Source organism: Aeromonas sp. INTO2, assembly GCF_049860605.1.
In the GTDB taxonomy this organism is placed as follows: domain Bacteria; phylum Pseudomonadota; class Gammaproteobacteria; order Enterobacterales; family Aeromonadaceae; genus Aeromonas; species Aeromonas caviae.
Genome location: NZ_CP187588.1, coordinates 737,663 through 763,725, shown reverse-complemented (window position 1 = coordinate 763,725; position 26,063 = coordinate 737,663). Strand labels below are relative to the sequence as shown.

19 protein-coding genes are annotated in these 26,063 nt (G+C 59.4%); 9 read left to right on the top strand and 10 right to left on the bottom strand.

The annotated features are described in order from the left end of the window. Positions 1-32 precede the first annotated feature (32 nt). Positions 33-1,013, bottom strand: a complete 981-nt coding sequence (locus tag ACPW74_RS03670) for an IS5-like element IS5 family transposase (RefSeq protein WP_026141915.1) — start codon at positions 1,011-1,013, stop codon at positions 33-35. A gap of 34 nt (positions 1,014-1,047) precedes the next feature. Between ACPW74_RS03670 and ACPW74_RS03665 the strand changes: the two genes are divergently transcribed. Then, positions 1,048-2,574, top strand: coding sequence for a retron Ec67 family RNA-directed DNA polymerase/endonuclease (locus ACPW74_RS03665; protein WP_425858568.1), 1,527 nt, complete (start codon positions 1,048-1,050; stop codon positions 2,572-2,574). Between the two features lie 111 nt (positions 2,575-2,685). On the opposite strand, the gene ACPW74_RS03660 is transcribed toward ACPW74_RS03665, so the two are convergent. The 5 genes from ACPW74_RS03660 to ACPW74_RS03640 form a co-directional block, all read right to left on the bottom strand. Beyond that, entirely contained in the window at positions 2,686-3,960 is a 1,275-nt protein-coding gene (locus ACPW74_RS03660) for an IS4-like element ISApu2 family transposase (protein ID WP_408791972.1), read from the bottom strand. A gap of 64 nt (positions 3,961-4,024) precedes the next feature. Then, on the bottom strand, positions 4,025-5,101 hold the full coding sequence (locus tag ACPW74_RS03655) for an IS481-like element ISAs19 family transposase (RefSeq protein WP_425858567.1): 1,077 nt from the start codon (positions 5,099-5,101) through the stop codon (positions 4,025-4,027). Positions 5,102-5,231: 130 nt separating this feature from the next. After that, positions 5,232-7,634, bottom strand: a complete 2,403-nt coding sequence (locus ACPW74_RS03650) for a YgiQ family radical SAM protein (protein WP_279981655.1) — start codon at positions 7,632-7,634, stop codon at positions 5,232-5,234. A gap of 196 nt (positions 7,635-7,830) precedes the next feature. After that, complete coding sequence (locus ACPW74_RS03645) at positions 7,831-10,983, bottom strand: efflux RND transporter permease subunit (RefSeq protein ID WP_425858566.1); 3,153 nt, start codon at positions 10,981-10,983, stop codon at positions 7,831-7,833. Next, the gene (locus ACPW74_RS03640) at positions 10,983-12,035 is read right to left on the bottom strand and encodes an efflux RND transporter periplasmic adaptor subunit (protein ID WP_279981658.1); all 1,053 of its coding nucleotides are present in this window, start codon (positions 12,033-12,035) and stop codon (positions 10,983-10,985) included. Before ACPW74_RS03640 ends, ACPW74_RS03645 begins: the two co-directional genes overlap by 1 nt. Before the next feature lie 210 nt (positions 12,036-12,245). Here ACPW74_RS03640 and ACPW74_RS03635 point away from each other — a divergent pair, with 210 nt between their 5' ends. Both ACPW74_RS03635 and rssA read left to right on the top strand, forming a co-directional pair. Next, positions 12,246-13,802 carry a sensor domain-containing diguanylate cyclase gene (locus ACPW74_RS03635; protein ID WP_270821887.1) on the top strand — a complete coding sequence of 519 codons (1,557 nt, stop codon included), beginning with the start codon at positions 12,246-12,248 and terminating at the stop codon, positions 13,800-13,802. Positions 13,803-13,836: 34 nt separating this feature from the next. After that, entirely contained in the window at positions 13,837-14,706 is an 870-nt protein-coding gene (gene rssA, locus ACPW74_RS03630) for a patatin-like phospholipase RssA (RefSeq protein WP_041213338.1), read from the top strand. A gap of 65 nt (positions 14,707-14,771) precedes the next feature. Here the strand turns inward: rssA and ACPW74_RS03625 are convergent, their stop codons facing one another. Together ACPW74_RS03625 and ACPW74_RS03620 are read right to left on the bottom strand one after the other, a co-directional pair. Continuing rightward, positions 14,772-16,133 carry a sodium-dependent transporter gene (locus tag ACPW74_RS03625; RefSeq protein WP_279981661.1) on the bottom strand — a complete coding sequence of 454 codons (1,362 nt, stop codon included), beginning with the start codon at positions 16,131-16,133 and terminating at the stop codon, positions 14,772-14,774. 195 nt (positions 16,134-16,328) lie between these two features. After that, complete coding sequence (locus tag ACPW74_RS03620; RefSeq protein WP_010673503.1) at positions 16,329-16,595, bottom strand: helix-turn-helix domain-containing protein; 267 nt, start codon at positions 16,593-16,595, stop codon at positions 16,329-16,331. Between the two features lie 258 nt (positions 16,596-16,853). On the opposite strand from ACPW74_RS03620, the gene ACPW74_RS03615 reads away from it, so the two are divergent. The 4 genes from ACPW74_RS03615 (at position 16,854) to ACPW74_RS03600 (ending at position 21,459) form a co-directional block, all read left to right on the top strand. Further along, positions 16,854-17,441 (top strand): hypothetical protein, encoded by a 588-nt coding sequence (locus ACPW74_RS03615; RefSeq protein WP_103244459.1) that lies wholly within the window; start codon positions 16,854-16,856, stop codon positions 17,439-17,441. A 305-nt stretch (positions 17,442-17,746) separates the two neighbouring features. Then, entirely contained in the window at positions 17,747-18,766 is a 1,020-nt protein-coding gene (gene ompA, locus ACPW74_RS03610) for a porin OmpA (protein WP_244081127.1), read from the top strand. Between the two features lie 413 nt (positions 18,767-19,179). Next, entirely contained in the window at positions 19,180-20,181 is a 1,002-nt protein-coding gene (gene ompA, locus ACPW74_RS03605) for a porin OmpA (protein WP_039039303.1), read from the top strand. Between the two features lie 219 nt (positions 20,182-20,400). Further along, on the top strand, positions 20,401-21,459 hold the full coding sequence (locus ACPW74_RS03600; RefSeq protein ID WP_048208140.1) for an OmpA family protein: 1,059 nt from the start codon (positions 20,401-20,403) through the stop codon (positions 21,457-21,459). 74 nt (positions 21,460-21,533) lie between these two features. Here the strand turns inward: ACPW74_RS03600 and ACPW74_RS03595 are convergent, their stop codons facing one another. Then, positions 21,534-23,228, bottom strand: coding sequence for an NAD-dependent malic enzyme (locus ACPW74_RS03595; protein WP_425858565.1), 1,695 nt, complete (start codon positions 23,226-23,228; stop codon positions 21,534-21,536). Positions 23,229-23,283: 55 nt separating this feature from the next. Beyond that, positions 23,284-24,141 carry a helix-turn-helix transcriptional regulator gene (locus tag ACPW74_RS03590; protein ID WP_041213342.1) on the bottom strand — a complete coding sequence of 286 codons (858 nt, stop codon included), beginning with the start codon at positions 24,139-24,141 and terminating at the stop codon, positions 23,284-23,286. Positions 24,142-24,261: 120 nt separating this feature from the next. Here ACPW74_RS03590 and ACPW74_RS03585 point away from each other — a divergent pair, with 120 nt between their 5' ends. After that, entirely contained in the window at positions 24,262-25,641 is a 1,380-nt protein-coding gene (locus tag ACPW74_RS03585; RefSeq protein WP_041213343.1) for an MATE family efflux transporter, read from the top strand. A 150-nt stretch (positions 25,642-25,791) separates the two neighbouring features. Beyond that, the gene (locus ACPW74_RS03580) at positions 25,792-26,040 is read left to right on the top strand and encodes a YciN family protein (protein ID WP_010673495.1); all 249 of its coding nucleotides are present in this window, start codon (positions 25,792-25,794) and stop codon (positions 26,038-26,040) included. Positions 26,041-26,063 lie beyond the last annotated feature (23 nt).

The window sequence follows — 26,063 nt, the reverse complement described above, 5'->3', positions numbered from 1 at the left end:
TTCTTCGCCATTTAAGGCGTTATCCCCAGTTTTTAGTGAGATCTCTCCCACTGACGTATCATTTGGTCCGCCCGAAACAGGTTGGCCAGCGTGAATAACATCGCCAGTTGGTTATCGTTTTTCAGCAACCCCTTGTATCTGGCTTTCACGAAGCCGAACTGTCGCTTGATGATGCGAAATGGGTGCTCCACCTTGGCCCGGATGCTGGCTTTCATGTATTCGATGTTGATGGCCGTTTTGTTCTTGCGTGGATGCTGTTTCAAGGTTCTTACCTTGCCGGGGCGCTCGGCGATCAGCCAGTCCACATCCACCTCGGCCAGCTCCTCGCGCTGTGGCGCCCCTTGGTAGCCGGCATCGGCTGAGACAAATTGCTCCTCTCCATGCAGCAGATTACCCAGCTGATTGAGGTCATGCTCGTTGGCCGCGGTGGTGACTAGGCTGTGGGTCAGGCCACTCTTGGCATCGACACCAATGTGGGCCTTCATGCCAAAGTGCCACTGATTGCCTTTCTTGGTCTGATGCATCTGCGGATCGCGTTGCTGCTCTTTGTTCTTGGTCGAGCTGGGTGCCTCAATGATGGTGGCATCGACCAAGGTGCCTTGAGTCATCATGACGCCTGCTTCGGCCAGCCAGCGATTGATGGTCTTGAACAATTGGCGGGCCAGTTGATGCTGCTCCAGCAGGTGGCGGAAATTCATGATGGTGGTGCGGTCCGGCAAGGCGCTATCCAGGGATAACCGGGCAAACAGACGCATGGAGGCGATTTCGTACAGAGCATCTTCCATCGCGCCATCGCTCAGGTTGTACCAATGCTGCATGCAGTGAATGCGTAACATGGTTTCCAGCGGATAAGGTCGCCGGCCATTACCAGCCTTGGGGTAAAACGGCTCGATGACTTCCACCATGTTTTGCCATGGCAGAATCTGCTCCATGCGGGACAAGAAAATCTCTTTTCTGGTCTGACGGCGCTTACTGCTGAATTCACTGTCGGCGAAGGTAAGTTGATGACTCATGATGAACCCTGTTCCATGGCTCCAGATGACAAACATGATCTCATATCAGGGACTTGTTCGCACCTTCCTTAGAAATCGGTCAATAATAACAAACGCAAAAAACCACACTCATAAAAAAAATGTTTTAAATTTAGATTTAAATGATTTCTTTGGATCATTTAACTTCGGTCGAGTGAGAGGTTTTTTCATAAAAAACCAGCACTTTGAGCTTCATGAACATATTGCAACTGTTATTGCACAAATAGCATGCTATAAAAACTTTTTACCTCAAGGAAGTCCATGCTCTCCAGTAATAACAAATTTAATAATGCATAGTGTCGATATTCGACTTGCTAAACTTGCTAAGAAAAATAGCTGTACATATACCAGGTATGCAGATGACATAACCTTTTCAACACGTGAAAATATATTTCCAAAAGATGTTGCAATAGCAGATAAAAACAAAATTCATCTCGGCAGAAGGCTTTCCAAAGAGATAACTGATAATGGATTCACAATAAATGAGAAGAAAACCAGAGTTCAGTTAATGGATTCAAGACAAGATGTAACTGGCTTGGTTGTAAACAAAAAAGTTAATATAAAAAGTGACTACTGGAGAATCACTAGAGCTATGTGCCATAGCTTATTCCAAACTGGTTCATACATAAAATGCGAACAGAATGGACAAGAGGTTGCGGGTACTCTTTATGAACTAGATGGCCGATTAAATTTCATTGATTACATAGATAAATATAATAACGTAAAGGAAAAAGGTCCTATAGATAACCGTTTTTCACTGAGAAACCACGGACTTAACTACAGAGAAAAACTTAATGTAAGAGAAAAAACCTTCAGTCGATTTTTATTTTACAAGTATTTCTTCGGCCATAATAAACCAACGGTACTATGTGAAGGGAAAACCGATAACATTTATATCAAGGCAGCCATACTACGTTTATCTGAAAAATTTGACTTATTATCCAATGCAAAAACTGATGAAAAAGAATATGAGCTCCTGGTTAACTTTTTAGAATACAGTAAGAGAACTAGATACCTCCTTGATTTATATGGTGGAGCAAGTTATCTAAAGCGTTTTGTAGAAAGATACCGTTCTGATTATTCTTACTATCGAGCTCCAGCAGCAACGCAACCGGTCATTATTGTTGCGGACAACGACTCTGGTTCAACAGAGTTAATTTCATATCTTGTAAATAATAAACCTCTCTACCCTGAACTAAAAAAGGATAAAGTCGAGTCAAATAAAATCATAAAAGATTCTTCTTTTGTTCATGTTGAGAAAAACTTATATATAGTGTTTACGCCACTTATTGATGGTCGAGATAGCTTCATGGAAAATCTCTTTTCACATGAAACACTAAATATTGAAGTTGATGGACGAAAATTCTCACCCCAACAAGAAGCCGATACTAAAAACTCCTATGGTAAAAATACTTTTGCGACCAAAGTAGTATCGGCCAAAAAGCATAGCATACCTTTTTCCGGTTTTGAGCCATTATTAACCAGAATGGAAGAGGCTATTATTCACTATCGTACCCAAATTGAAAAAAATAAGGTTAAATAAAAAGGCGACCATCCGGTCGCCTTTTTATTTCTATCGCTTGTACAGATCTAGTTATCACCTGACACCGGCCTCAAACCGGTGTCTTGTTTACGCTACTTCATGTACAGAACCTTAAGCGGCAAGCGAATTAATAATACCGTCTAACGTGTTGTTTTGCTTGGATTTTCTCTGCCTACTCTTTTTGCCGTTTTTGGATAAATACACCATTGCCCACTCCAACTTCTCTGTTATTTCCTGCCACGCACCATGGATGATGCTCGCCAATATCGGCATTAACCAAAGCGCGCTGTTTTTGGCAATCTTCAGCATCGATAACTCCGCGCTGCCAATCAGCGTCAGCGCCAGCCGACGTTTGACCAGCAAGGCCAGCAAACTAGCCCAGATCAAGCCTTCCGCTATCGCTTTTTGTCGTGTCGCGAACGCCTTCAACCGGTTATATGATTTCAGCTCTTTGAACAACAGTTCGATCTGCCAACGGCAACGATACAATGCCATCACCTTCTCGGCTGGCCATCGCTCACGCGGAAGATTGGTCATCCATATACAGAACCGTTTTTCCTCTGCAAACCAACGTCTTATGAGTCGATATTTATACTTTCCCGAACTCACATCCAGATCCAGAACCTCGGCTCTGCAGCTTCTCCGATCGATATCCTTGAGCTTTTTTCCGAGTAACTTGGGCATTTCCCTGCCGTCCTGTCGGTAAGCTGCCTGTACTTTGGGATTGAGATTTTGACTCCCTCTGACCAGATAGCTTCCTTTGGCTTTGGTCACATCAGCAAAGTACTCGCGGCTGATGTAACCGGCATCCGCCAATAACAGTTTGTTATTTAACGAATTTGCGGCCGGAAGATGCTTGCGCTCCGATTCGGTATCCGCCGTGATACTCATCGATATCGGCGACTGGTCCAGCAAGGACATGGTCATATGACACTCTACCGCAGCGGGGCTGTGCTTATTGAATCGGCCCGGGAAATGTTCTGCCAATTGCGGATGTAACGCGAATGACGACCCGTCCTGCAGCAGTACCTGCTCAAAGCCTGCCAGTCCGTGGGCGTCCGGTAGACACTCCTTGAGGCGTAAGGCGATGGCTCGTTCAACCAGTGCGCGCATGAACAAGGGAAAACCCTGCTTGCGTAACTGGTTGTGAAAGGGTTTATACGCTATTTGGTCAGTATCATGGAGCTGCAACGCATTGAAATGGCGATGCAAACCAGCAATACCATCCACCTTGTCGCAACCAAGCCCTGAGAGCAGAGCCGGGAGTAGTCTCGCAGGCTGGATATCCCGGAGTCGCTGACAAAAACCGGTAAATTTACCGATCCGGTTGAGTTCAGAAGAGCTAAGAAGTTGCTTGAGGTACTGGGTTGCATTGATAATAGTCATGGCTTCGGGCGTGTCGGTTTTTTTTTGCGATTAAATCAGATCACAAACGAAGCCTTTTTTCTATCTATTTCAATTGGTTGTAGCTAAAGATCCTGTACATGTACGCTACTTTAGTGCGCACTTCCTTCGGTATCAATTTCAGACCCTTCTTGAACATGCTGTAGGGGGTCTGACCCTCCATCATCCTGCCCTGATGTGGCCGCTGGGTGTTGTAGTGTCCCAGGTAGCTATCCAGGTCTGTCTGCATCTGTTCTACCGACTCATACCAGGTCGTTCTCCCCTTGATACGGAAGTGTTCATCCAGCAGTGTGCGATGCAGTCGCTCGATAAAACCGTTGCTCTGCGGCCTGCGTACCGTGGTTGTCCGGTGTTCAATTCCCTCCAGTTGCAGAAACAGCTCGTAGGGATGATGGTCTGGGCGCCCACAGAACTCGCGCCCGTTATCTGACAGGATGGTATAGACCAGAGCCTCATGGGCTTCGAAGAACGGCAGTACCGTTTCGTTGAGCACATGAACCGAGGTCACCGGCAGCTTGCTGGTGTAGAGCCGTCCCCAGGCATGGCGACTGTAGCAGTCCAGCACGGTTTGCAGATACACCTTGCCAACCCCCTTGAGCGCGCCGACGAAGAAGGTGTCAACCGCCACCAGTTCTCCGGTGTAGTGGACCTCAATCTGGCGTTCGCGAAACTCGGGGCTGAAGCGTTCTAACAGGCGGATCTGCTCGTCATTGAGCTCAATGGTCTGCTCCCGGTGGGTTTTCTCGAGGCGCAACAAGCGGTCATGCTTGGAGAGCAAGTCGTGACGTTGCCACACGCCACGCACACCGCCTGCACTGACGTTGATGCCTTGCAGAGCCAGTTCTTGCGCGACCCGCAGCGGGCCATGGGTTGGTCTGGTGAGAGAGTAATCGAGGATGGCTTGCTCAATCTCGGGAGCGACCCGGTTGGGATGAGCGCCTTTACAGCCGGGGAGTTTGTCGAGCAAGCCCTCGGCGCCATAGGTCTGGTAGTTACGGCGAATTTCGTAGAACTGCTGACGGCTGTAGCCGATGAGCTTGCAGGCTTTGCTGACATTATTGAGCTCTTTGGCGAGCTCTAGCAGGCTGAGTTTGCGACGTGCTACTTTCTCGTTGGTGGTCATACGGTGACTCCGGATAACACGGTAGGGGTACCGTTTTGTTATCCGGTTTGAAGCCGTATGACCACTCCCTTTTGTGGGCAACTGTCAGGTGAATACCATCTCCATACATATCGCTTTTCAATCAGCAAACTCACCTTGCCGGTCGCTTGGCACCATTGCCTTTGGCCGCGGGCTTGCCGCCCTGAGTGGCGGGTTTGGCACCCGGCTTGGCAGAACCTGCGCGGGTCGTGGCCTTGCCCTTATGGGCGGGTTTGCCAGCCGGTTTACCTTGAGCTGCCCCTTGAGCGGCAGGTTTGCCGTTGCCTGCCCCTTTGCTGAGCTGGGAGCCGACAGGCTTGCCATTGCCCGCCTTGCCGCCCTTGCTGGCGGCAGGGGAATTGGTTGCGCCAGCCTCGCTGCGGGCAGCCTTGTTGCCAGCCCCATTGCTGCGCTGATGGGTGATGGCGCTATGGCGAGTCAACGCAGGCTTGAGGCCCTTGTTGCGGCTGCGCTCGGCTTTGGCTTCGCCACGGCCTTCCGGCGGCACCAGGCAGTCGGGGCCGTTACCGATGAGGTGGCCCTTGCCCATCTCCAGCAGGGCTTCGCGGATCATCGGCCAGCCGGCCGGATCGTGATAGCGCAGCAGCGCCTTGTGCAGGCGACGGCGACGCTCCCCTTTCACCACGAACACGTCCCCGCCCTGGCGGCTCACCTTGTTGAGCGGGTTTTTCTCGGTGTAATACATGGTGGTGGCGTTGGCGAGCGGCGACGGGTAGAAGTTCTGCACCTGATCGAGCTTGAAGCGATTGGACTTGATCCAGAGCGCCATGTTCACCATGTCTTCATCCGTGGTGCCCGGGTGGGCGGAGATGAAATAGGGGATCAGGTACTGCTGCTTGCCCGCCTCTTTGGAGTACTTGTCGAACAGCTCCTTGAAGCTGTAGTAGCTGCCCATGCCCGGCTTCATCATCTTGGAGAGCGGGCCCTCTTCGGTGTGTTCCGGCGCGATCTTGAGGTAGCCGCCGACGTGGTACTTGGCCAGCTCCTTGATATAGCGCGGATCTTCCACCGCGATGTCGTAACGCACGCCGGAGGCGATCAGGATCTTCTTGATGCCCTTGAGGTCGCGTGCCTTGCGATAGAGGTTGATGGTCGGGCTGTGGTCCGTGTCCATGTGCGGGCAGATGGTCGGCCAGACGCAGGAGGCGCGGCGACAGGTCTGCTCGGCCTTGGGGCTCTTGCAGCGTAAGCGGTACATGTTGGCGGTAGGGCCGCCCAGATCCGAGATGACGCCGGTAAAGCCCGGCACCTTGTCGCGGATCTCTTCGATTTCTTTGAGGATCGACTCTTCCGAGCGGCTCTGGATGATGCGCCCCTCGTGCTCGGTGATGGAGCAGAAGGAGCAGCCGCCGAAGCAGCCGCGCATGATGTTGACCGAGGTCTTGATCATGTCGTAGGCCGGGATCTTCTCGTTGCCATAGGCAGGGTGCGGCACCCGCTGGTACGGCAGGCCGAACACCCCGTCCATCTCGTCGGTTTCGAGGGGGAAGGCGGGCGGGTTGACCCAGATGATGCGATCGCCGTGGGCCTGGGAGAGCGCGCGGGCGCAGCCCGGGTTGGTCTCGTGGTGCAGGATGCGGGACGCATGGGCGTAGAGCACCTTGTCCTCCTTCACCCGCTCGAACGCCGGCAGCTTGACGTAGGTCTTCTCCCATGGCTTTTGCTTAGGGGGCTGCACCAGGATGGGCTTGGCCTCCTGCTCCATCGGCGCAGTGCCCTCGTCGTCGCTGCAGGGGGCCCCTTCCATATAGGGGTTGGGAATGGGATCGATGCGGCCAATCTGGTCGAGCTTGCTCGAATCCACCCCGCGCCAGCCCGGCAACGGCTCCTTGCGGATGACGGCGGTGCCGCGAATGTCCTGCATGGTGTCGATGGTCTCGCCGCCTGCGATGCGGTGAGCCACTTCCACCAGGGGGCGCTCGGCGTTGCCGTAGATGAGGATGTCGGCCTTGGCGTCGATGAGGATGGAGCGACGGATGGTCTCAGACCAGTAGTCGTAGTGGGCGATGCGGCGAAGCGATGCCTCGATGCCGCCGATGACCACCGGCACCTCTTTATAGGCCTCTTTGCAGCGCTGGGTGTAGACCAGGGTGGCGCGATCCGGCCGTTTGCCGCCCACATCCCCCGGGGTGTAGGCGTCGTCGTGGCGCAATTTTTTGTCGGCGGTGTAGCGGTTGATCATGGAGTCCATGTTGCCCGCCGTCACCCCGTAGAAGAGGTTGGGCTTGCCCAGGCGCATGAAGTCATCCTTCGATGACCAGTCCGGCTGGGCGATGATGCCGACCCGAAAACCCTGGGATTCGAGCATGCGGCCGATCACCGCCATGCCGAAGCTCGGGTGATCCACGTAGGCGTCGCCTGTCACCAGCACGATGTCGCAGCTGTCCCAGCCGAGCTTGTCCATCTCCGCGCGGGACATGGGCAGGAAGGGCGCCGTGCCGTAGCACTCGGCCCAGTAACGGGGATAGGAGAAGAGGTTGGTAACCGGCTGCATTTTGACCACCTGGAACAATTCGGGTCGCGCATTATACCGGCAGAGCCAGGCGGGGGCGACGGCTTTTTGCCCCTACAGAACGCGAGGGGAAGGGGCGCCTTCGAGCGGGCGCGACAGCTCGGCGTGACAAGCTCAGATCTCATCAACAAGCAGGGCGCCCATTGGCGCCCTGCTTGCTGTCATCCGGGTCGGCACGCTAGGCCGCCGGTTTGTCCCGCCCCTCGGGGGCCACCGCCCCCGACACCGGGGAGGGACTGGCCGGGGTTGCCGTGGCCAGTACCTCGTCCACCAGTCGGTCCCGCGCCCCCGTCATCCCCGCGCGTCTGGCGATCAGGTGATAGATGGCGGGCACCACCAGCAGGGTCACCAGGGTCGCCAAGGACAAGCCGAAGAAGACCACGGTCCCCACGGCCATCCGGCTCTCGTACCCCGCCCCCATGGAGAGCATCAGGGGCACGGCGCCGATGATGGCGGTGAGCGAGGTCATCAAGATGGGGCGCAAGCGGCGCACCGACCCCTTGATGATCGCCTCCTCGAACCCTTCACCCCGCTGGCGCAGCTGGTTGATGAACTCCACGATGAGGATGCCGTTCTTGGTCACCATGCCGATGAGCATGATCATGCCTATCTGGCTGTAGATGCTGAGCTCCTGCCCCGTGAGCCAGAGGCCGAGCAGGCCGCCGAAGATGCCGAGCGGCACCGTCATCATCACCACCGCCGGGGTCAGCAGGCTCTCGAACTGGGCCACCAGCACCAGATAGACCACCAGCAGGGCCAGGCCGAACACCAGCACCATCTCCCCCTGGTTGTCGCGATAGTCCTTGGACTCGCCGGCATAATCCACCGACATGCCGGTGGGCAGGTGATCCGCGGCCCAGCCATCCAGGAAGTCGAGCGCCTCCCCCAGGGTGTGGCCGGGGGCCACGTCTGCGGTGAGGGTGACCGCCTTCTGGCGCTGGTAGTGGTTGAAGCGCTGGGGGCTCGCCACCTGAGTGACGGTCGCCAGGGTGGAGAGGCTCACCATCTCGCCGCTCGCGGCCTTCAAATAGATGCGGCTGATGTCGGAGATGCCGTTGAACTGGGTCTGGTTGGCGCGCAGGTAGACATCATACTCTTCGCCCCTGTCCACATAGGTGGTCTGGCTGACGCCGCCGAGCAGGGCCTGCAGGGAGCTTGCGATGGTGGAGACCGGAATGCCGAGCTGGGTGGCTCGCTCCCGCTCTATGGTCACCTGCAGCTCCGGGGTCTTCTCGGCATAGTCGAGATCCGGGCTCTGCATCAGCCCGCTTTGGGCCGCCGCCTCCTTGAGTGCCAGCCCCTGCTGGTTGAGCTCGCCGTAATCGGAGCCTTGCAGCACGAACTGCACCGCCGCGGTGGATCCGCCTCTGAACCCCGGCTGGAAGGTGCGGATCATCACGTCGGGGATGCCGGCGAGGCGACCGCTCAGGGAGCGGCCAAACTCGGTGGCCGTTTCGTCCCGCACCGCCCAGTCACTGAGCTGGATGATGGCCATGCCGGTCTGATCGCCGCCGCGCCCGAAGGCCGGGGTGCTGAAGCTCATGGCCTGCACCACCCCCTTGCCGAGCAGCGGCAGGATGGCGGCCTCCACCTGCTGCATGTTGCGCTTCATCCGCTCGATGCTGGTGCCCTCCGCCCCTTTCACGAACACATAGAGCACGCCCCTGTCCTCGGTCGGGGTGAGGCTCGCGGGCAGCTTGCCAAAGAGGGCGCCAATGCCGCCGAGGCAGAGCAGCAACACCAGGGGCATCCAGACGGCGCGGCGCAGCACGGCCCCCAGCACGCGGCGATAACGCTCCTCCACCCAGCCAAGTCCCTTGTCCAGGGTGGTGGTCAGGGCGTTGGGTTTGTCCACGGCACGCATCAGCCAGGAGCCCATGGCCGGGGTCAGGGTGAGCGCCACCAGGGAGGAGAAGAGCACAGTCAAGGAGAGCAGGATGGCGAACTCGGTGAAGAGGCGCCCCACCATGCCATCCATAAAGGCGATGGGCACGAACACCATCACCAGCACGGCGGTGGTGGCGATGACGGCAAAGCCCACCTCCCGGGTGCCGTGCCAGGCCGCCATCAAGGGGGACTCGCCCCGTTGCAGGTGGTGGTGGATGTTCTCTACCACCACGATGGCGTCATCCACCACCAGGCCGATGGCGAGGATGAGGGCCAGCAAGGTAATGAGGTTGATGGAAAAGCCCAGATACCAGGCACCGATGAAGGCCGAAATCAGGGAGACGGGGACCGTGATGGCAGGGATGAGCGTGGTGCGCCCCTGCCCGAGGAACAGATAGAGCACGGCCACCACCAGCAGGGCGCAGATGGCGAGTGTCTCATACACCTCGTCGATGGCCTGCTTGATGAAGATGGTGGAGTCGTAGTCGACCTCAAGGGTGGCCCCCTCCGGCAGGAAGCGCTGCATCTCCACGAGCTTCTTCTCGATGCCCTGGGCCACCGCCAGGGGATTGGCGGTGGACTGGGCGACGATGCCAATCCCCAGGCTCTCGCGGCCGTTGCGCTGATAGGCGCTGTCTTCGTTCTTGGCCCCCACCTCCACATCCGCAATGTCCGCCAGATAGATGCTCTGACCATTGGTGGCGGTTTTCACCGGCAGGGTGCGAAAATCTTCCGCACTGTGATAGAGCCGTGCAATCTGCACCGCCATGGTCATGGTGTTGTTGCGGATCTCGCCGCCCGGCAGCTCGATGTTCTCCCGCTTGAGGGCATCCTGCACGTCGGCTACCGTGATGCCGCGGGCAGCCATGTCGGCGGGGCGCAGCCGCACGTACATCACCTGGGTCAGGTCGCCGGAGAGGGAGACCTCGCTCACCCCGTCCACCAGGCTCAAGGGGTCCACCAGCATGCGATTGGCGTAATCCGTCATGGCGGTACGATCCATCTGGGTGCTGCTGAAATTGAGCCAGATGGCCACATCCCCGTTGCCGTTGTCCTTGGTCACCATGGGCTCGTCCGCCCCGTCTGGCAGCTTGGGTCTGGCCCGGGAGATGGCGTCACGCACGTCGGAGGTGCCCTCCAGCATGTTCCAGCCGAGCTTGAACTCCACCGTGATGGAGGAGCGCCCCTTGCGGGTCACCGAGTTGATGTTCTTGATGCCGCTGATGCCGGAGAGCTGATCCTCGATGGGCTTGGTGACCTGGCTCTCCATCACCTCGGGGGCCGCCCCCTCATAGGTGGTGGTGATGGAGACGGACGGAGTCTGCACATCCGGCATCTCCCGCACGGTGAGTTTGCTGAAGGCCACCAGGCCGAACACGGTGAGCAGGGCGCTGATGACCACCGCCACCAGGGGACGGCGTACTGAGATATCGGAGAGCCACATCAGCCTTTCACCTCGCCCAGATCACGTACCTGGGCGCCGTCGCGCAGATTGACCAGCCCCTCCACCGCGATGCGATCGCCGACGTTCAACCCCTTGAGCACCCAGACGGCCTCGCCATGGGTGTCGCCAAGCTCCACCGGCACGCGCTTCACCCGTCCGTCCGCCTCCAGGCGATAGACGAAGCGCTGCTCGCCAGCATACTCCACCGACTGGGCGGGGATCAGGGTCATCTTCTGGGGTGGCAGAGAGAGATCCACGTTCATCAGCATGCCGGGACGCAGCTGGCCACCGGTGTTGGGCAGGATGACGCGGGCCTTGATGTTCTGGGTGTCGCTGGAGATCCGGCTGTCGAGGGTCTTCAGCACGCCGGAAAAGGATTGATCCGGCCAGGCCGAGCTGGTTGCCGTCACCGCCATGCCGGGGCGCAGCAGGGAGAGGTAGCGCTCGGGCACCGCCAGATCGAGCCGCAGTTTTGCCAGCTCGTCCAGATGCAAGAGCACGTCGCCGCTGTTGACCAGGGCTCCTTCGCTGAGATCGATGAGGCTGACAGTGCCGTCGAAGGGGGCGGCCAGGGTGCGCAGGGAGAGCTCGTAACGGGCCGCATCGACCCGGGCCTGGGCCTGGGCAACAGTCGCCTCCTGCCCCTCCAGCTCCGAGGTGGTGACGGCGCCTCGCGCCACCAGCTTGCGCATGTCCCGCAGCTTGCGGGCCTCGTCGCGCACGCTGGCGCTCTGCTCGGCCAGCTCCGCCTGCTGCTTGCCCGCATCCAGGGCGATCAGGGTCTGCCCCTGTTTGACCTGCTGGCCGGAGCTCACCGCGATGGTGGCAATGCGGCCGGTCACCTCGGGACTGATGGCCACGGAGCGATTGGCCGCAAGCTTGCTCACCAGCTTGATGGAGGGCTCGGCCAGGCTCTGCCTGACGGTTTCGGCCCTGATATTGATCTCTCTTGGTGCAGGCTTGCTGGCAGGTTCAGCCTGCCGCAGATGCCAGGCGCCCGCCGCCAGCAATAGAAGAAGAGGGAAAAGCCACAGCCACACGCGCGTTTTCATCACAAGATCCATGCAGTCAAAGAGAGAGGAAGAAGAGATAGCTTCATCAAGGATGGCACCATGTTACCCCCTGACTATGCCGTGACTATGTATAAATGTGACAAAACGTAACAGTCCGGTGAGAAGATCATCAAAAACGCATCTTGTCGGCACGCGCGTCAGGGTTCTGCCTTACACTGATGCCGACTCTCGCCATCTTCCGGTACGCCCATGTCCATTCCCTCCCCCGCCTTTGCCAGATACCGATTGCAGTGGCTGCTGCTGGGCCTCGGCCTGCTGCTGTTGCTGCTCGCCCTGCAACATGCGTTTCGCCAGGTTACCGAGATCAACAAGCGTGACACCATCAACGCCGCGACCCAGCTCAGCAGCCAGCACCAGCGGATGGAGACCTTCCTCGAGGCCATGCGCGGCCAGGCGGAGGAGCGCCTGCGCAGCAATCCCCAGTCCGTGCTCTCTCGCCAGCTCTATCAGGCGCTGCAATCCGACGGGGAGCACGGCATCAACCTGGATCGCATCCCCGTCGATCTGCCCCCCGCCCTCATCGGCAACCTGACCGGGCAGGGCCCGCTGCCCCATGACGGCAGCGAGCGGCAAGCCAGAATACATCTCGCCCTCAGCCTCTCCCCCCTGCTCGCCACGGCCAGCAAGCTGCTAGACAGGGACGTGGCCTGGATCTACTTCACCGGTACGGACAATTTCATCTACCTCTATCCCTGGGTGCCATCCAGCCAGTTTCGCTTCGATCCCGTGATTTACAGCAAGGCCTACTGGCAGGAGGCGATGGCCAGGCATCCCCACCTGGAGCACGCCATGCTCTCGCGCCCCTACCAGGATTTTGCCGGACGGGGGCAGATGATCACCCTCTCCCAGCCCATTACCCAGGGCGGCCAGATCATTGGCCTGCTCAGCATCGACATCCAGACCGTCACGCTGGCGCAGACCCTGCACCGCCTCGCCCCCCGGATTGGCACCCTGTTCCTGCTCAACGCCCATCAGCAGATCCTTGCCAGCAGCCAGTCCGGTACCGCGCCGCCCCCGGTCAGGACGGCGCAGTCAGCGGAATATGAGTGGCAACAGGGCGCCTTGCAGCTCGTCTATCCCATCCCGGAGACACCGCTCTCCCTCATCCATCGCATCCCGCTGCTGCCTCTGCTGCAGACGCTGTTGTGGCAATCGGCGACGGCGCTCATCACCATTCTCTGTCTGGTGGTGGCGACCGTTTCCAGCCTGCGTGCCCAGCGCCTCAACCGCCGCCTCAACTATCTGTCGCGCCACGATGCCCTGACCGGCGCCTTCAACCGCCACTACTTCGATGCCTTCGAACACCGCCAGGCCCTGGCAGGCCGCCAACGCATCGGCGCCATCATGTTTGACTGCGATCACTTCAAACAAGTCAACGACCGTTTCGGCCACGGGGTGGGCGATCAGGTCCTCATCCGTCTGGTGCAGCTCTGCCAGTCCCTGCTGACACGGGAGTGCCACCTGATCCGCTGGGGCGGCGAGGAGTTCCTGCTGCTCGTCGCCGATGAAGCGATCCCTCTGGCCCCCTTGGCCGAGCGGCTTCGTCTGTGCATAGCAGAGCATCCCTGGAGCGCCATCGCGGCCGAGCTGAAGGTGACCGTCAGCCTGGGCCACTGTCGCCAGTCACCGGCCATCTCCTTGCAGGAGGTGATCCGCCGCGCCGATATCGCCCTCTATCAGGCCAAGGCCAACGGCCGCAATCGCAGCGAAGCGTGGCAGGATGACGGGCAGGAGAAGCCGGAGTAAGCTGGACTCCCACTTCATGTCAGGAGACGCAACTGTGTCACGAAAACCCCGTCTGGGATTGGCCCTGGGCAGCGGTGCGGCCCGAGGATGGGCCCACATCGGCATCATCCGTGCCCTGGAGCGACTGGGCGTCAAGCCGGATCTGGTGGCTGGCTGCTCCATCGGCAGCTTTGTCGGCGCAGCCTATGCCGCTGGTGAACTGGACAAGCTGGAGAGCTGGGTGCGCGGCTTCAGCCGCCTGCAGGTCATGGGGCTGCTCGATCCTGCCCTCTCCGGCGGCCTGTTTCGCGGTGACAAGGTGTTTGGCATCGCCGCCGGCCATCTGGGGGATCCCGCCATCGAAAGCCTGCCGCTGCCCTTTGCCTGCGTCGCCACCGAACTCGATACCGGTCGCGAGATCTGGTTGCAGGAAGGGCCGCTTCGCCAGTGTGTGCGCGCCTCCTGCGGCATGCCCGGCCTGCTCACCCCGACCCGGGTGGAGGATCGCTGGCTGGTGGACGGGGCCGTGGTCAACCCGGTCCCCATCTCCCTGGCCCGCGCCATGGGAGCCGAGGTGGTGATCGCCGTCAACCTCAACACCGACATGCACCAGCCCTGGACCGACGAACCGGACGAGCCCGTGCAGGGGGGGCTGCTCAGCCAGTGGTTGAACCGGGGCGAGCGCGAACCCAGTACCCCCGGCATGTGGGGGGTGATGACGGGCTCCATCAACATCATGCAGGAGCGCATCACCCGTGCCCGGATGGCCGGGGATCCCCCCGAGATCCAGCTCTGCCCGCGCCTTGGCAACCTCTCCATCATGGATTTCCACCGCGCGAGCGACGCCATCGACGAGGGGGAAGCCTGTGTCGAGCGCAACCTGGAGCAGCTCAAGGAGGAGCTGTCACGACTCTGCCTGATATGAAGACATATCGGGGTAAAAGACAAAAAGAGCGCCAATAGGCGCTTTTTTGTTTCTGGCGACGCGGCTCAGAACAGCCCCAGCCCCTTGAGCATCACTACCAGGATCAGCAGCGGCGACACATAGCGGATGATGAAAAACAGGGGCCTGAGGATGGGCAGCGATAGCTTGCCTCCATTGGTCAGCGCCGTCGTCATCCGCTCGAATCCCCATACCCAGCCCACAAAGAGGCAGAGGAAGATGCCGCCAAGGGGCATCAGCACGTTGGAAGAGACGAAGTCGAACAGATCGAAGAAGGTTTTCCCGCCAACCTGCACATCCGCCAGCGTGCTGCTCGAGAGCGCACAGGTCGAGCCGACCGCCCCCAGTACCAGCAGGTTGATCAAGGTTGCCCTTATGCGGCTCATGTGAAAGCGCTCGGAGAGCACCGAGACCGGCACCTCCAGGATGGAGAGCATGGCCCCGGTGGCTGCGATGGCGGAGAGCACGAAAAAGAGCACCATCAAGAGGTGTCCAAACGGGATGCTGGCAAAGACCGCGGGTATGGTGATGAACAGCAGGGAGGGGCCTGCGCTCGGCTCGAAGCCAAAGGCAAACACCGCCGGGAAGATGGCGATCCCCGCCAGCATGGAGACGAAGAGATCCGCGCACATCACTCGTACCGTGGTGAGAGGGAGGTGCTGATCATCGCGAAAATAGCTGCCATAGGTCATCATGCAGCCCATCCCGATGGAGAGCTTGAAGAACGCCAGCCCCATGGCCGTCAGCACGACGCCTGCGGTCACCTTGGAGAAATCCGGCGAGAACAGGAAATGCAGTCCTTCGCTTGCTCCGGGCAGAGTCAGGCTGCGCACGCCTATCACCAGCAGCAGGATGAAGAGCAGTGGCATCAACCGCTTGGTGACCGCTTCGATCCCCCTGGAGACCCCCATCAGCAAGATCCCCCCCATCAGGGCCAGCACCAGCCACTGCCAGAGCAGACTCTGCAAGGGATCCGTGATGAGTGAATTGAAGGCAGCACCCGTGACGGCGGGATCGGTGGAGAGGATCTCGCCGCTGGCCGCCTTGAAGATGTAGGCAAACACCCAGGCCGCCACCTCGGAGTAGAACGACATGATGAGGAAGGCCGCGCTCACCCCCATGGCGGCGATCAGCCACCAGGGTTGCCCCTTCGGAGCCAGCTTGATGAGCCCGCTGACCGCATCCGTCCTGGCCTCGCGCCCCAGCATGATCTCGGAGATCATCACCGGCAATCCCACCAGCAGAGTGGCGATGACATAGACCAGCAGAAAACCGGCGCCACCGTTCTCACCGGTCAGATAGGGAAACTTCCAGATATTGCCGAGCCCGACGGCAGACCCCAGGGTCGCGGCCAGCACGCCAAAGGTGCTGGTAAACCCATCTCTGGCTTTGGTAATGGATTGGCTCATCGTTGTCTCGCTGTGTGGATCACCGCCTGAATTAAAAGGGTCGGAGTGTTCCGTGGATTAATCCAGCCCGACAAGATGATTTAGTGAAAATCGCCGTTGACCGCACACAACGCATTATTTAATTAAATAATCATCCATTTTGACAAATAAAAAATGCCGCCTCGAGGGCGGCATTTTTATCGAGGTTGAACTGAATCAAGCCTTGGCAATATCGTCCGGACCGATCTGGCCGATTTCGGCGACTTTCTTGTCAGCCAGCAGCCAGAGGGTGAACTTGTGCAGATCGGGGTGGTGGGCCAGGGCAACCAGGAAGGCGCCTCCGACTTCACGGTAACCCAGTTCATAATTCTTCAGGGTGGTTGGGGGGACGCCCAGCAGATCGGCAAACTTGGGACGGCTCAGGCCTACCGCTTCGCGGATCTGACGGATCTTCTTGCCAACAGTTACGATATTTGAATTCATGTGTTCCATACTCCGTTCGGCGGATTGACTCCACCTTTATTTTTCGCGACGACTCGTAGTCAAGTGTATCAGTTTTGAACGGACTCGTTATGGTCGAGCCTCTATCTATAATCAGCGTCTTTCGACGACAACCCTTCACAAACCTCGGGGATGGTAATCGCTGCGTCGCCTCAGGTAAACAGTCTCGAAAAGAAACCTTTCTTGTTGCCCGGCCATCCCTCGTATAATTCGCCGGTTATTTCCAAGAGAGTCATCAACATGGCATTTCCCGGCATCATTTCCCGTCTTCATTCCGACCCGGACTCCCTCCCCCGTCAGCTCGCCCAGGGTCTGCAGACCCGGGCCGAAGCGTTCTGGTTGCCCATGGCCATGCAGGGGGACGCCACCACCGTGCTGGCGGCCCTCCCGGACAGCTGCAGCCTCTATCTTGAAGGCCAGGCGACGCTTCCCCTGCGCAGCCACGACGGCGTCGTGGCAGAAAACGGCACCCTGGCACTGGGCAATGGTCACACGATGACGCTGGCCAGGGAGAAAGGCGATGGCGGCATCGTGCCGGAAGAAAGCCTCGCCGAGATGGCCCAATGGCTGGAAGCAGGTCATCGGCACTTCATCTGCTCCACCGCCGTCCAGCCCGTGGCGCGGGCCATCCTCAACATCTGGCCTCTCGATCCCTACCTCGCCCGTCACTTCTTGCTCAGTTTCACACCCTTGCTGTGCGAAGCAACTGAGGCAGACTATCTTGCTGTCCTCTCGGTCAGGGCGGGTGACGCCACCCCGCGGCACGCTTGGGCTGAGGCTTATATGAAGCTTGAGAAGAAACTGCATCGCGCCTACTTGGATCACTAATAAATCCCAAGAAACAGCCAGTTATCCCTACGACACAATTTGCCCCATCCCTTATCTGTGAGCTTGATCATGTTTTGAAATGGGCATAAAGTGCGCCACGTCATCGGAATGACGTCGGCTGTTCGTGGCGGAGTATGCATTGTCGACAGTGCAACCCGCGCACTTGTGCACCCAGATACGTGCCTCCTGGATGGATCTAGGATCCCTGTTCGCACCAACGTCGTTGGTCGACAGAGCCAGCAGCTTACATAAATTACAAAGTGCGAAGCACGTGAACAACGTGCCATCTCAACGAGGATTATTTTATGATAAAAATGGCTCCTTCCCTGATCGCCATCGCTATGGCCACCATGGGTGCAACTGCAGCTCACGCCGCTGACGACATCTACTTCGGCGCCGGTGTTGGTGCAACTCACTTCAACGGTCTGAACAAGATCGAAGGCGTGAACGTTGGCGAAGAAGATGCGGCTGCTGCCAATGCCTTCGTTGGTTACAACTTCAACGAATACTTCGGTTCCGAGCTGGGCTACCAGTACACCGGCCGTGGCAACACAGACGGCAACCGTTACGAGAGCCAGGGTGCCACCCTGTCCGGTATCGCTCGTCTGCCGCTGGGCAACGATTTCTCCCTGTTCGGTGAAGCTGGCGCCTACTGGGGCCACACCGACGGTCTGGGCACCAGCGATACCAAAGTATCCCCGCTGGCCGGTGCCGGTGTGACCTACAAGGTCAACGACGCGCTGGATCTGCAAGCTCGCTACCGCTACATGTGGGACGTGGCTGACCTGCACGCCGACAACGTACGCTACAAGTCCAACCAGAGCGTTGCGACCCTGGAAGCCGTTTACCACCCGTTCCGTACTTCCTACGTAGCGCCTGCTCCGGCCCCGGTTGTTGAAGAAGCACCGGCCCCGGCTCCGCAAATCGTTGAGAAGAACTTCGCCCTGAACTCCGACGTGCTGTTCGCCTTTGGCAAAGACAGCCTGAAGGCCGAAGGTGTGCAAGCCCTGAACGCTCTGTACCAGCAAATCGTTGAGTTCCAGCCGAAAGACGGCAACGCCGTTGTTGTTGGTTACACCGACCGTATCGGTTCCGACGCTTACAACCAGAAGCTGTCTGAAGCTCGTGCCCGCACCGTTGCCAACTTCCTGGTCAGCAAGGGTATGGCTGCCAGCAAGGTTGCCATCGAAGGTCGCGGCGAAGCCAACCCGGTCACCGGCACCAAGTGTGACGGCGTCAAGGCCAAGGCTCAGCTGATCTCCTGCCTGGCTCCGGACCGTCGCGTAGAAGTTCGCGTATCCGGCGTACAAGAAGTTCAAAAGTAATCTGACTTCGCTCAGGTAACGTAAAAAAGGGGATGCCACGGCATCCCCTTTTGCTGTCTCTCTCCTCCCCCCAGCGACACTCTCTGTCTCACCTTTTCTCCCCTTTGCCCCCCGTATTGCGGCCCCGCGACACCGGTGTCGGCGCTGCATATCTGTGCAGAAACTTGATCACGCTGATTCAAAAGAATACAGTAGCAACGCTTGTAAGACATTGGATGAACTATTAAAAGTGCTCAGTGCCCGGTTAGTTGTCCATGGAGAAACAGCTTCATGAGAATCCAGGTTTCCATCCATTTTTTATTCAAGCCGTCCGTGATCCGCTCACGGTGTCGCACATGAAGTGTCATCTGCGACCGGTATAACAAAGAGTGCGCAGTACGCCCATAGCACGGCAACTCAACGAGGATAAAACGATGAAAATGAAAATGGCACCAACCCTGATTGCTCTGGCCATTGCAGCCATGGGAACCACCACCGCTCAGGCGGCCGACGACTGGTACACGGGTATGGGTGCAGGTTGGGCCTATGGCCACGACCTGGATACCTTCGGCCAGGATGCTGACAAGGACGCCACCGCGCTCTCCCTGTTCGGCGGTTACAACTTCACCGAGAACTTTGCCGCCGAGCTCGGCTATCTCTATGCCGGCAAAGCCGGCGTCGATGGCGTCGACTTCAAGACCCAGGGTGCCACCCTGTCCGGTATCGCACGCCTGCCCATGAATGACATCTTCTCCGTCTTCGCCGAAGGGGGTGCCTACTTCAACCACGTCAACGGTAATGGCCAGAGCGACAACGGCACCTCGCCGCTGGCGGGTCTGGGTCTGACTGCCAAGCTCTCCGACCTTATCGACCTGCAGGCCCGCTACCGCTACATGTGGGATCTGGGTGACGATCAGAAAACCTGGAAAACCGACATGAGCGTCGCCACCCTGGAACTGGTGATGCACCCGAACCGCACCACCTATGTGGCACCGGCCCCGGCACCGGCTCCCGAGCCGGTTCCCGAGCCCGTCATGGTCGACAAGAACTTCTCCCTGAGCTCGGACGTGCTGTTTGCCTTCGGCAAATCCACCCTGAAGCCGGAAGGGGCTGCTGCGCTCAACACCCTGTATCAGCAGATCGTCGACGTCCAGCCGAAAGATGGCAGCGCTGTGGTGGTGGGTTACACCGACCGCATCGGTTCCGATGCCTACAACCTGAAGCTGTCTGAAGCCCGTGCCCGCACCGTGGCCGACTTCCTGGTTGGCAAGGGTCTGCCGGCTGGCAAGGTTTCCATCGAAGGTCGTGGTGAAGCCAACCCGGTCACCGGCACCCAGTGTGACGGCATCAAGGCCAAGGCTCAGCTGATCGCCTGCCTGGCACCGGATCGCCGCGTCGAAGTGCGCGTCACCGGCGTACAGGAAGTGCAGCAATAAGGGGACAACCACCTGTTGCAAAAAGGGGCCATTCCGGCCCCTTTTTTAATGCCCGGACGGCACCGCCAGCGCGGGCAGCCCACCTGCCTGTCTCACCGATTTTCCATACAGATGCGTCACTTAAATGGTTAATGCGCTCACATCGCCTATACATAATGTTGGCTATACATAGCAAAGGGCTGGGAGCCCTATAACACCCAACATCGACGAGGATACGCGATGAACATAAGACTGAAACCTGTGTGGATTGCATTGGCATTGGCGACGAGTGCCGCCCAGGCGGCACCTGTTCACGACTGGTATGTGGGGGCTGGGGGTGGCTGGGCCTTTGCCCATGACATCGATGATTTCAGCCAGGACGTCGGCAAGGACGCGACCGCCATCAACGCCTTTGTCGGCTACAACTACAACGAGAATCTGGGGGCAGAGCTCGGCTACCTCTCCACCGGTGACTGGGATATTGCCGGCCAGGACTTCAACAGCAAGGGGGCCACCCTGTCGGTCATTGGCCGTTTGCCGCTGGGGGACATCTTCTCTGTCTTTGCCGAAGGGGGCGGTTATCTCTATCACGTCGACTCCGTCAACGGGGGAGATGACAACCTGGCTCCCCTGGCGGGTCTGGGCCTGACCGCCAGACTGAGCGACTGGGTAGACATCCAGACCCGCTACCGCTACATGGTGCGAGTCGGGGACGATCCTGACAACGACAAGGTGGGCAGCGGTACCAAACGCTGGGTCAGCGACATCAGTACCGCCACCATCGAGCTGGTGCTTCACCCCAATCGCACCGTCGCCGCAGTGCCGGTGGCCGCGCCTCTGGTCGTGGCACCGCCGCCCCCGGCTCCCGAGCCGGTGGATCAGACCTTCAACCTGAGTTCGGATGTGCTGTTTGCCTTTGGCAAGGCGGAGCTCAAACCGGAGGGGATGCAGGCACTCGACGCCCTCTACCAGCAGATCGTCGACGTCAAACCCAAAGATGGCAACGCCATGGTGATGGGCTACACCGACCGCATCGGCTCGGATGCCAACAACCAGGCACTGTCGGAGGCCCGTGCAAGCACGGTCGCCAACTTCCTGATTGGCAAGGGGCTGCCCGCCGACAAGGTGAGCATTCAGGGCAACGGCGAGAGCAACCCGGTCACCGGCACCCAGTGTGATGCCATCAAGGCCAGGGCTGCCCTCATCGACTGCCTGGCCCCGGATCGCCGGGTCGAAATCCGGGTCACCGGTGTCAGCAATCCCGCCGAGCCCGCCCCCGCCGAGCAACCGGCACAATAACCTCCTCTTCCTTCACAGCCGTGCACAAAAAAGGGATGCCGAGGCATCCCTTCTGCGTGTCTGTCCCCTTGGGATCAGAAGGAAGTACGACGATAGCGGCGGTACTCGGGGCGCCAGAAGTTCGCCTCGATGGCCTGATCGATCACATCATCGGGGGTCTGCACCGCCTTGCCCTGCAACATGGCGGTCTTGGCCACCATCTTGGCGATGTAGCGGGAGACCTGATGGATGTCCGCCAGATCCGGCAGCAAGGAGCCCTCTTCCCCCTTCACCAGGGGTGAACAATCCGCCAGGGCACGGCTGGCCGACATCAGCATGGCATCGGTCACCCGGTTGGCACCGGAGGCGATCACCCCAAGGCCGATACCCGGGAAGATGAAGGAGTTGTTGCACTGGGCGATGACGTAGCGCTTGCCCTTGTACTCCACCGGTGCGAACGGGCTGCCGGTGGCGACCAGCACCTGGCCGTCGGTCCAGCGAATGAGATCCGCCGGGGTGGCTTCCACACGGGAAGTGGGGTTGGAGAGCGGGAAGATGATGGGACGGGCACAGTGCTTGTGCATGGTCTTGACCACCTCTTCGGTAAACAGACCCGGCTGGCCGGAGACCCCGATCAGGATGTCCGGGCGACCGTGCTCCATCACCTCCAGCAGGGAGATGTTGTCCCCCACCGGCCACTCCTTGATCCGCTCGACCGGCTGGGAGAGCTTGCGCTGGAAGTCGAGCTGGTTGGGGATCTTGTCGGTGATGAGACCGAATCGGTCCACCATGAAGACCCGGCCCCGCGCCTCGGCGTCGGTCAGCCCTTCGGCCTTCATCTGCGCCACGATCTGCTCGGCGATGCCGCACCCGGCACTGCCCGCCCCGAGGAAGGCGACCCGCTTCTCGGAGAGTTTGGCATCGGAGGCCTTGCAGGCGGCGATGAGGCTGCCCAGGGTCACCGCGGCGGTCCCCTGAATGTCATCGTTGAAGCAACACAGCTCATCCTTGTAGCGGTTGAGCAGCGGGGTGGCATTGCCCTGGGCGAAATCCTCGAACTGCAGCAGGATGTCCGGCCAGCGGCGCTTGACCGCCTGGATGAAGGCATCGACGAACTCGTCGTACTCTTCGCCGGAGATGCGCGGATGGCGCCACCCCATGTAGAAGGGGTCGTTCAGCAGCTGCTGGTTGTTGGTGCCCACGTCCAGCACCACCGGCAGGCAGTAGGCCGGGGAGATGCCGCCACAGGCGGTGTAGAGGGAGAGCTTGCCGATGGGAATGCCCATGCCGCCGATGCCCTGATCCCCGAGACCCAGGATGCGTTCGCCATCGGTGACCACGATCACCTTGACGTTCTGCTTGGTGGCGTTTTGCAGCATGTCATCGATCCTGTCCTTGTCCGGATAGGAGATAAAGAGGCCGCGAGCACGACGATAGATGTTGGAGAACTCCTCGCACGCCTTGCCGACCGTCGGGGTGTAGATGACCGGCAGCATTTCGGTGAGATGATTGTTCAGCAGGCGGTAGAAGAGCGTTTCGTTGGTATCCTGGATGTTCCGCAAATAGATGTGCTTGTCCATGTCGTTGCCAAACGCCATGAACTGGCGATAGGCACGCTCTGCCTGCTCTTCGATGGTTTCGATGTTCTGGGGCAGCAGACCTTCCAGATTGAAGCTGCTGCGTTCTTCGCTGGTGAAGGCGCTGCCCTTGTTGAGCAACGGCGTCTCCAGCAGGGCTGGACCTGCGTAGGGAATGTAGAGGGGACGTTTTTGATTATTATCTTCAAACATGGATCTGTACCTTGACTGTGTGGCCCGTCGATCCTATGGGCTTGAGCCAACAATTTCAAAGGGTTTGCACCTCCCTTGCGAAAGGTTTGCGACCCAGTCGACGAAAGGCCCCCGGAGTCTGACCCGTCAGACGCCGAAAACGGTTGGCAAAGTTGGCGCCGTCGCTGTATCCGACCCGGGCCGCCAGCTCGGCCAGCGGCCAGTTGGTGTAGAGCAGCAACTGGCGCGCCTTGTTCATGCGAAGCCCGGTGAGCCAGGCCATGGGGCCCATGCCGAACACCTGCTGGCAGAGCCGGTGCAGATGGGGCACCGAGCAGGCCATCTGGTCGGCCAGCAGGGCCACGCTCCAGGGCTCGTCCAGACGTGCCTCCACCCGCCGAAACAGCGCCTGTAGCCGCAACTCCGGCGTGCCGCGCACCTCCCCCTGCAGGGTCCGCTCCAAGAGCGCCAGCAGCAGGCTCAGCAGCTGGGGCTGGAGCGGCGAACGTATTCCCTCCCCCTGCATCAGGCTGAGCAGGTGGTAGAGCTGCTCCCCCTCCTCCCCCTGCCAGATGCGATGGCCAAGCCGGTGCAGATGCTGCCAGCGCGGCACGTCGTCCAGCAGGATCCAACTGGTATGCCAGGCTTCCCCCACCAGCCTGAGGCCCCCCGGCACGGCGGCCGGGAGAAAGACCAGGGCTCCCGCCGGGATGGGCTGCTCCCCGCCATCGGTGAGCAGGGCGCCCCCCTCGTCATGGCTCACCATCAGGATATGAAACTCCGGTCGGTTGCGGCGGATAAGGTAGTGCTCCCGTATCGTCGAGAGGCCGGTCAGGAAGACGCCTGCCTCCCCAAGCAGGGGCAGCCCTTCGCGTCCCAGCATCCGCTCTTCGCAGGCCGGGGCGATTTCCAGACACTCGCTGATAAATGGCATAGCACCTCAACAGGATAGTTTTGCACAAGAAAGCCGAGAGAGGCTCACAGTGAAGCCTCCCGATATCACCCCTATCATACCCACGACAAACCCTGATTTTTACCAACCCGGTTAACATAAATGAATTATTGGCAAGCGATTTTAAAACAAACCACCGATCGCGAGTTCATGACGCGACTGTGGCGACTGGCCCTGCCGGTTTCGCTGCAATCCATGATGTTCTCCCTGCTCGGCCTCATCGACATCATGATGGTGAGCCAGCTCGGCACCACGGCTGTGGCGGCGGTCGGCTTGGGCAACCGGGTCTTCTTCTTCAATCTGCTGGTGATAGCGGGGCTCTCGGGCGGGGTCTCGGTGTTGGCGGCACAATATTTCGGCCGTGGCGAGATGGCCGGGGTGCGCCGCTCCCTGGCCCTGGCCCTGGTGGGCGCCCTGGCGGTGAGCCTGCCCTTTGCCCTCGTCTATGTGCTCTCACCGGGCAGCGTGCTCGGGTTTGCCAGCCAGGAGCCCGCGCTGCGCGAGCTGGCCGACGAGTTCCTGATGATCACCGGCGCCACCATCCTCTGCACCGCCGTGGTGGTGCCCCTGGAGTCGGCCCTGCGCTCGGTGGGCAATGCCGCGGCGCCGACCCGCATCGGCATCATCGCCATCATCGCCAACGTCATCCTCAACTATGCCCTCATCTTCGGCCATTTCGGCGCCGAGGCCATGGGAGTAGCCGGTTCCGCCTGGGGCACCACCCTTTCGCGCCTGCTGCAGACCGCGCTGCTGCTTGCCTATGTGTGGCGTGCCGAGCCCCGTCTCATCCCGCGCAAGCAAGACTGGCTCGCCGCCTTCAGGCGCAAGGAGGTGGTGCGCTTCACCCTGATCGCCCTGCCGCTGTTGCTGCACGACGGGCTCTGGGCCTTCGGCATGCTGCTCTACGGCTTCCTCTACGCGCACCTCGGCACCGACGCCCTGGCCATCATGACCACCCTCGGCACGCTGGAGAGCATCCTCATCTCCCTCTTCTTCGGGCTGGCGGTGGCCTGCTCCACCCTGCTCGGTCACCGGCTCGGGGCAGAGGAGTATGACGAGGCCTGGCAGCACTCCCAGCTCTTCCTGCTGCTGGCCCCCGTCGGCGCCCTACTGGTGGGGACCGCCGTCTGGCTGATGCAGGGCAGCCTGCTGCAATGGGTCGGCAACCTGCCGGGCGAGCTGATGACTGAGGCCGGCCAGGTGCTCGCTATCATGTGTCTGGGCATGCTGCTCAAGGTATTCAACATGGTGGGGATCGTCGGGGTGCTGCGCTCGGGGGGGGACGTCAACTACAGCATCTTCATCGACATCGTCGGCATGTGGTGCATCGGCCTGCCGCTGGCCTGGGTGGCGGTCAGCCTGCTGGGCTGGCCCCTCTCCTGGGTGGTGGCGGTGGTCCTGCTGGAAGAGCTCTCCAAGGTGCTGCTGGTGCAGCGCCGCATTCGCCAGCGGCGCTGGCTGCGCAATCTGGTGCTGGGATAAGGGAAGAGCGCAAAGCGGGAAATGCGGGGTCATATCAATGACAGAAAATCCCGCTTTGCAGTATGCTGGCCCCCTCTTCAATCAGAGGCGGGGTGCGCCGGCCATGCCGACCCTTGTGCCCCTGCCCAGTAGTCGTTTAAGGAGACGAGCATGCAACCACAAAAAGAGCGGATCACCGAGACTGCCCTGCTGGAGATGGCCAACAAGATCATTCGTGAACACGAGGACTTCATCCACGGCATGCGCGCCGACTCGGTGGAGCAGAAGGGGGACATTCTGGTGTTCAAGGGGGAGTTCTTCCTGGCAGAGGACGGCACCCCGACCGGCAAGACCATGGCGGTGTTCAACATGTTCAAGCTGCTGGCCCAGCAGCTCTCCGGCAAATACACCCTGGCCTGACGCCTGCCCCGTCATCACCGGAT

Excerpts from the sequence above, each read along its gene's own strand:
- ACPW74_RS03600 (WP_048208140.1), top strand. The coding sequence starts at position 20,401 with ATGAACATAAGACTGAAACCTGTGTGGATTGCATTGGCATTGGCGACG.
- ACPW74_RS03620 (WP_010673503.1), bottom strand. The coding sequence starts at position 16,595 with ATGAATTCAAATATCGTAACTGTTGGCAAGAAGATCCGTCAGATCCGC.
- ACPW74_RS03655 (WP_425858567.1), bottom strand. The coding sequence starts at position 5,101 with ATGACCACCAACGAGAAAGTAGCACGTCGCAAACTCAGCCTGCTAGAG.
- ACPW74_RS03650 (WP_279981655.1), bottom strand. The coding sequence starts at position 7,634 with ATGCAGCCGGTTACCAACCTCTTCTCCTATCCCCGTTACTGGGCCGAG.
- ACPW74_RS03670 (WP_026141915.1), bottom strand. The coding sequence starts at position 1,013 with ATGAGTCATCAACTTACCTTCGCCGACAGTGAATTCAGCAGTAAGCGC.
- ACPW74_RS03625 (WP_279981661.1), bottom strand. The coding sequence starts at position 16,133 with ATGAGCCAATCCATTACCAAAGCCAGAGATGGGTTTACCAGCACCTTT.
- ompA (WP_039039303.1), top strand. The coding sequence starts at position 19,180 with ATGAAAATGAAAATGGCACCAACCCTGATTGCTCTGGCCATTGCAGCC.
- ACPW74_RS03595 (WP_425858565.1), bottom strand. The coding sequence starts at position 23,228 with ATGTTTGAAGATAATAATCAAAAACGTCCCCTCTACATTCCCTACGCA.
- ACPW74_RS03580 (WP_010673495.1), top strand. The coding sequence starts at position 25,792 with ATGCAACCACAAAAAGAGCGGATCACCGAGACTGCCCTGCTGGAGATG.
- ACPW74_RS03615 (WP_103244459.1), top strand. The coding sequence starts at position 16,854 with ATGGCATTTCCCGGCATCATTTCCCGTCTTCATTCCGACCCGGACTCC.
- ACPW74_RS03660 (WP_408791972.1), bottom strand. The coding sequence starts at position 3,960 with ATGACTATTATCAATGCAACCCAGTACCTCAAGCAACTTCTTAGCTCT.
- ACPW74_RS03585 (WP_041213343.1), top strand. The coding sequence starts at position 24,262 with ATGAATTATTGGCAAGCGATTTTAAAACAAACCACCGATCGCGAGTTC.
- ACPW74_RS03665 (WP_425858568.1), top strand. The coding sequence starts at position 1,048 with ATGATCTCATATCAGGGACTTGTTCGCACCTTCCTTAGAAATCGGTCA.
- ACPW74_RS03645 (WP_425858566.1), bottom strand. The coding sequence starts at position 10,983 with ATGTGGCTCTCCGATATCTCAGTACGCCGTCCCCTGGTGGCGGTGGTC.
- ACPW74_RS03640 (WP_279981658.1), bottom strand. The coding sequence starts at position 12,035 with ATGAAAACGCGCGTGTGGCTGTGGCTTTTCCCTCTTCTTCTATTGCTG.
- ompA (WP_244081127.1), top strand. The coding sequence starts at position 17,747 with ATGATAAAAATGGCTCCTTCCCTGATCGCCATCGCTATGGCCACCATG.
- ACPW74_RS03635 (WP_270821887.1), top strand. The coding sequence starts at position 12,246 with ATGTCCATTCCCTCCCCCGCCTTTGCCAGATACCGATTGCAGTGGCTG.
- ACPW74_RS03590 (WP_041213342.1), bottom strand. The coding sequence starts at position 24,141 with ATGCCATTTATCAGCGAGTGTCTGGAAATCGCCCCGGCCTGCGAAGAG.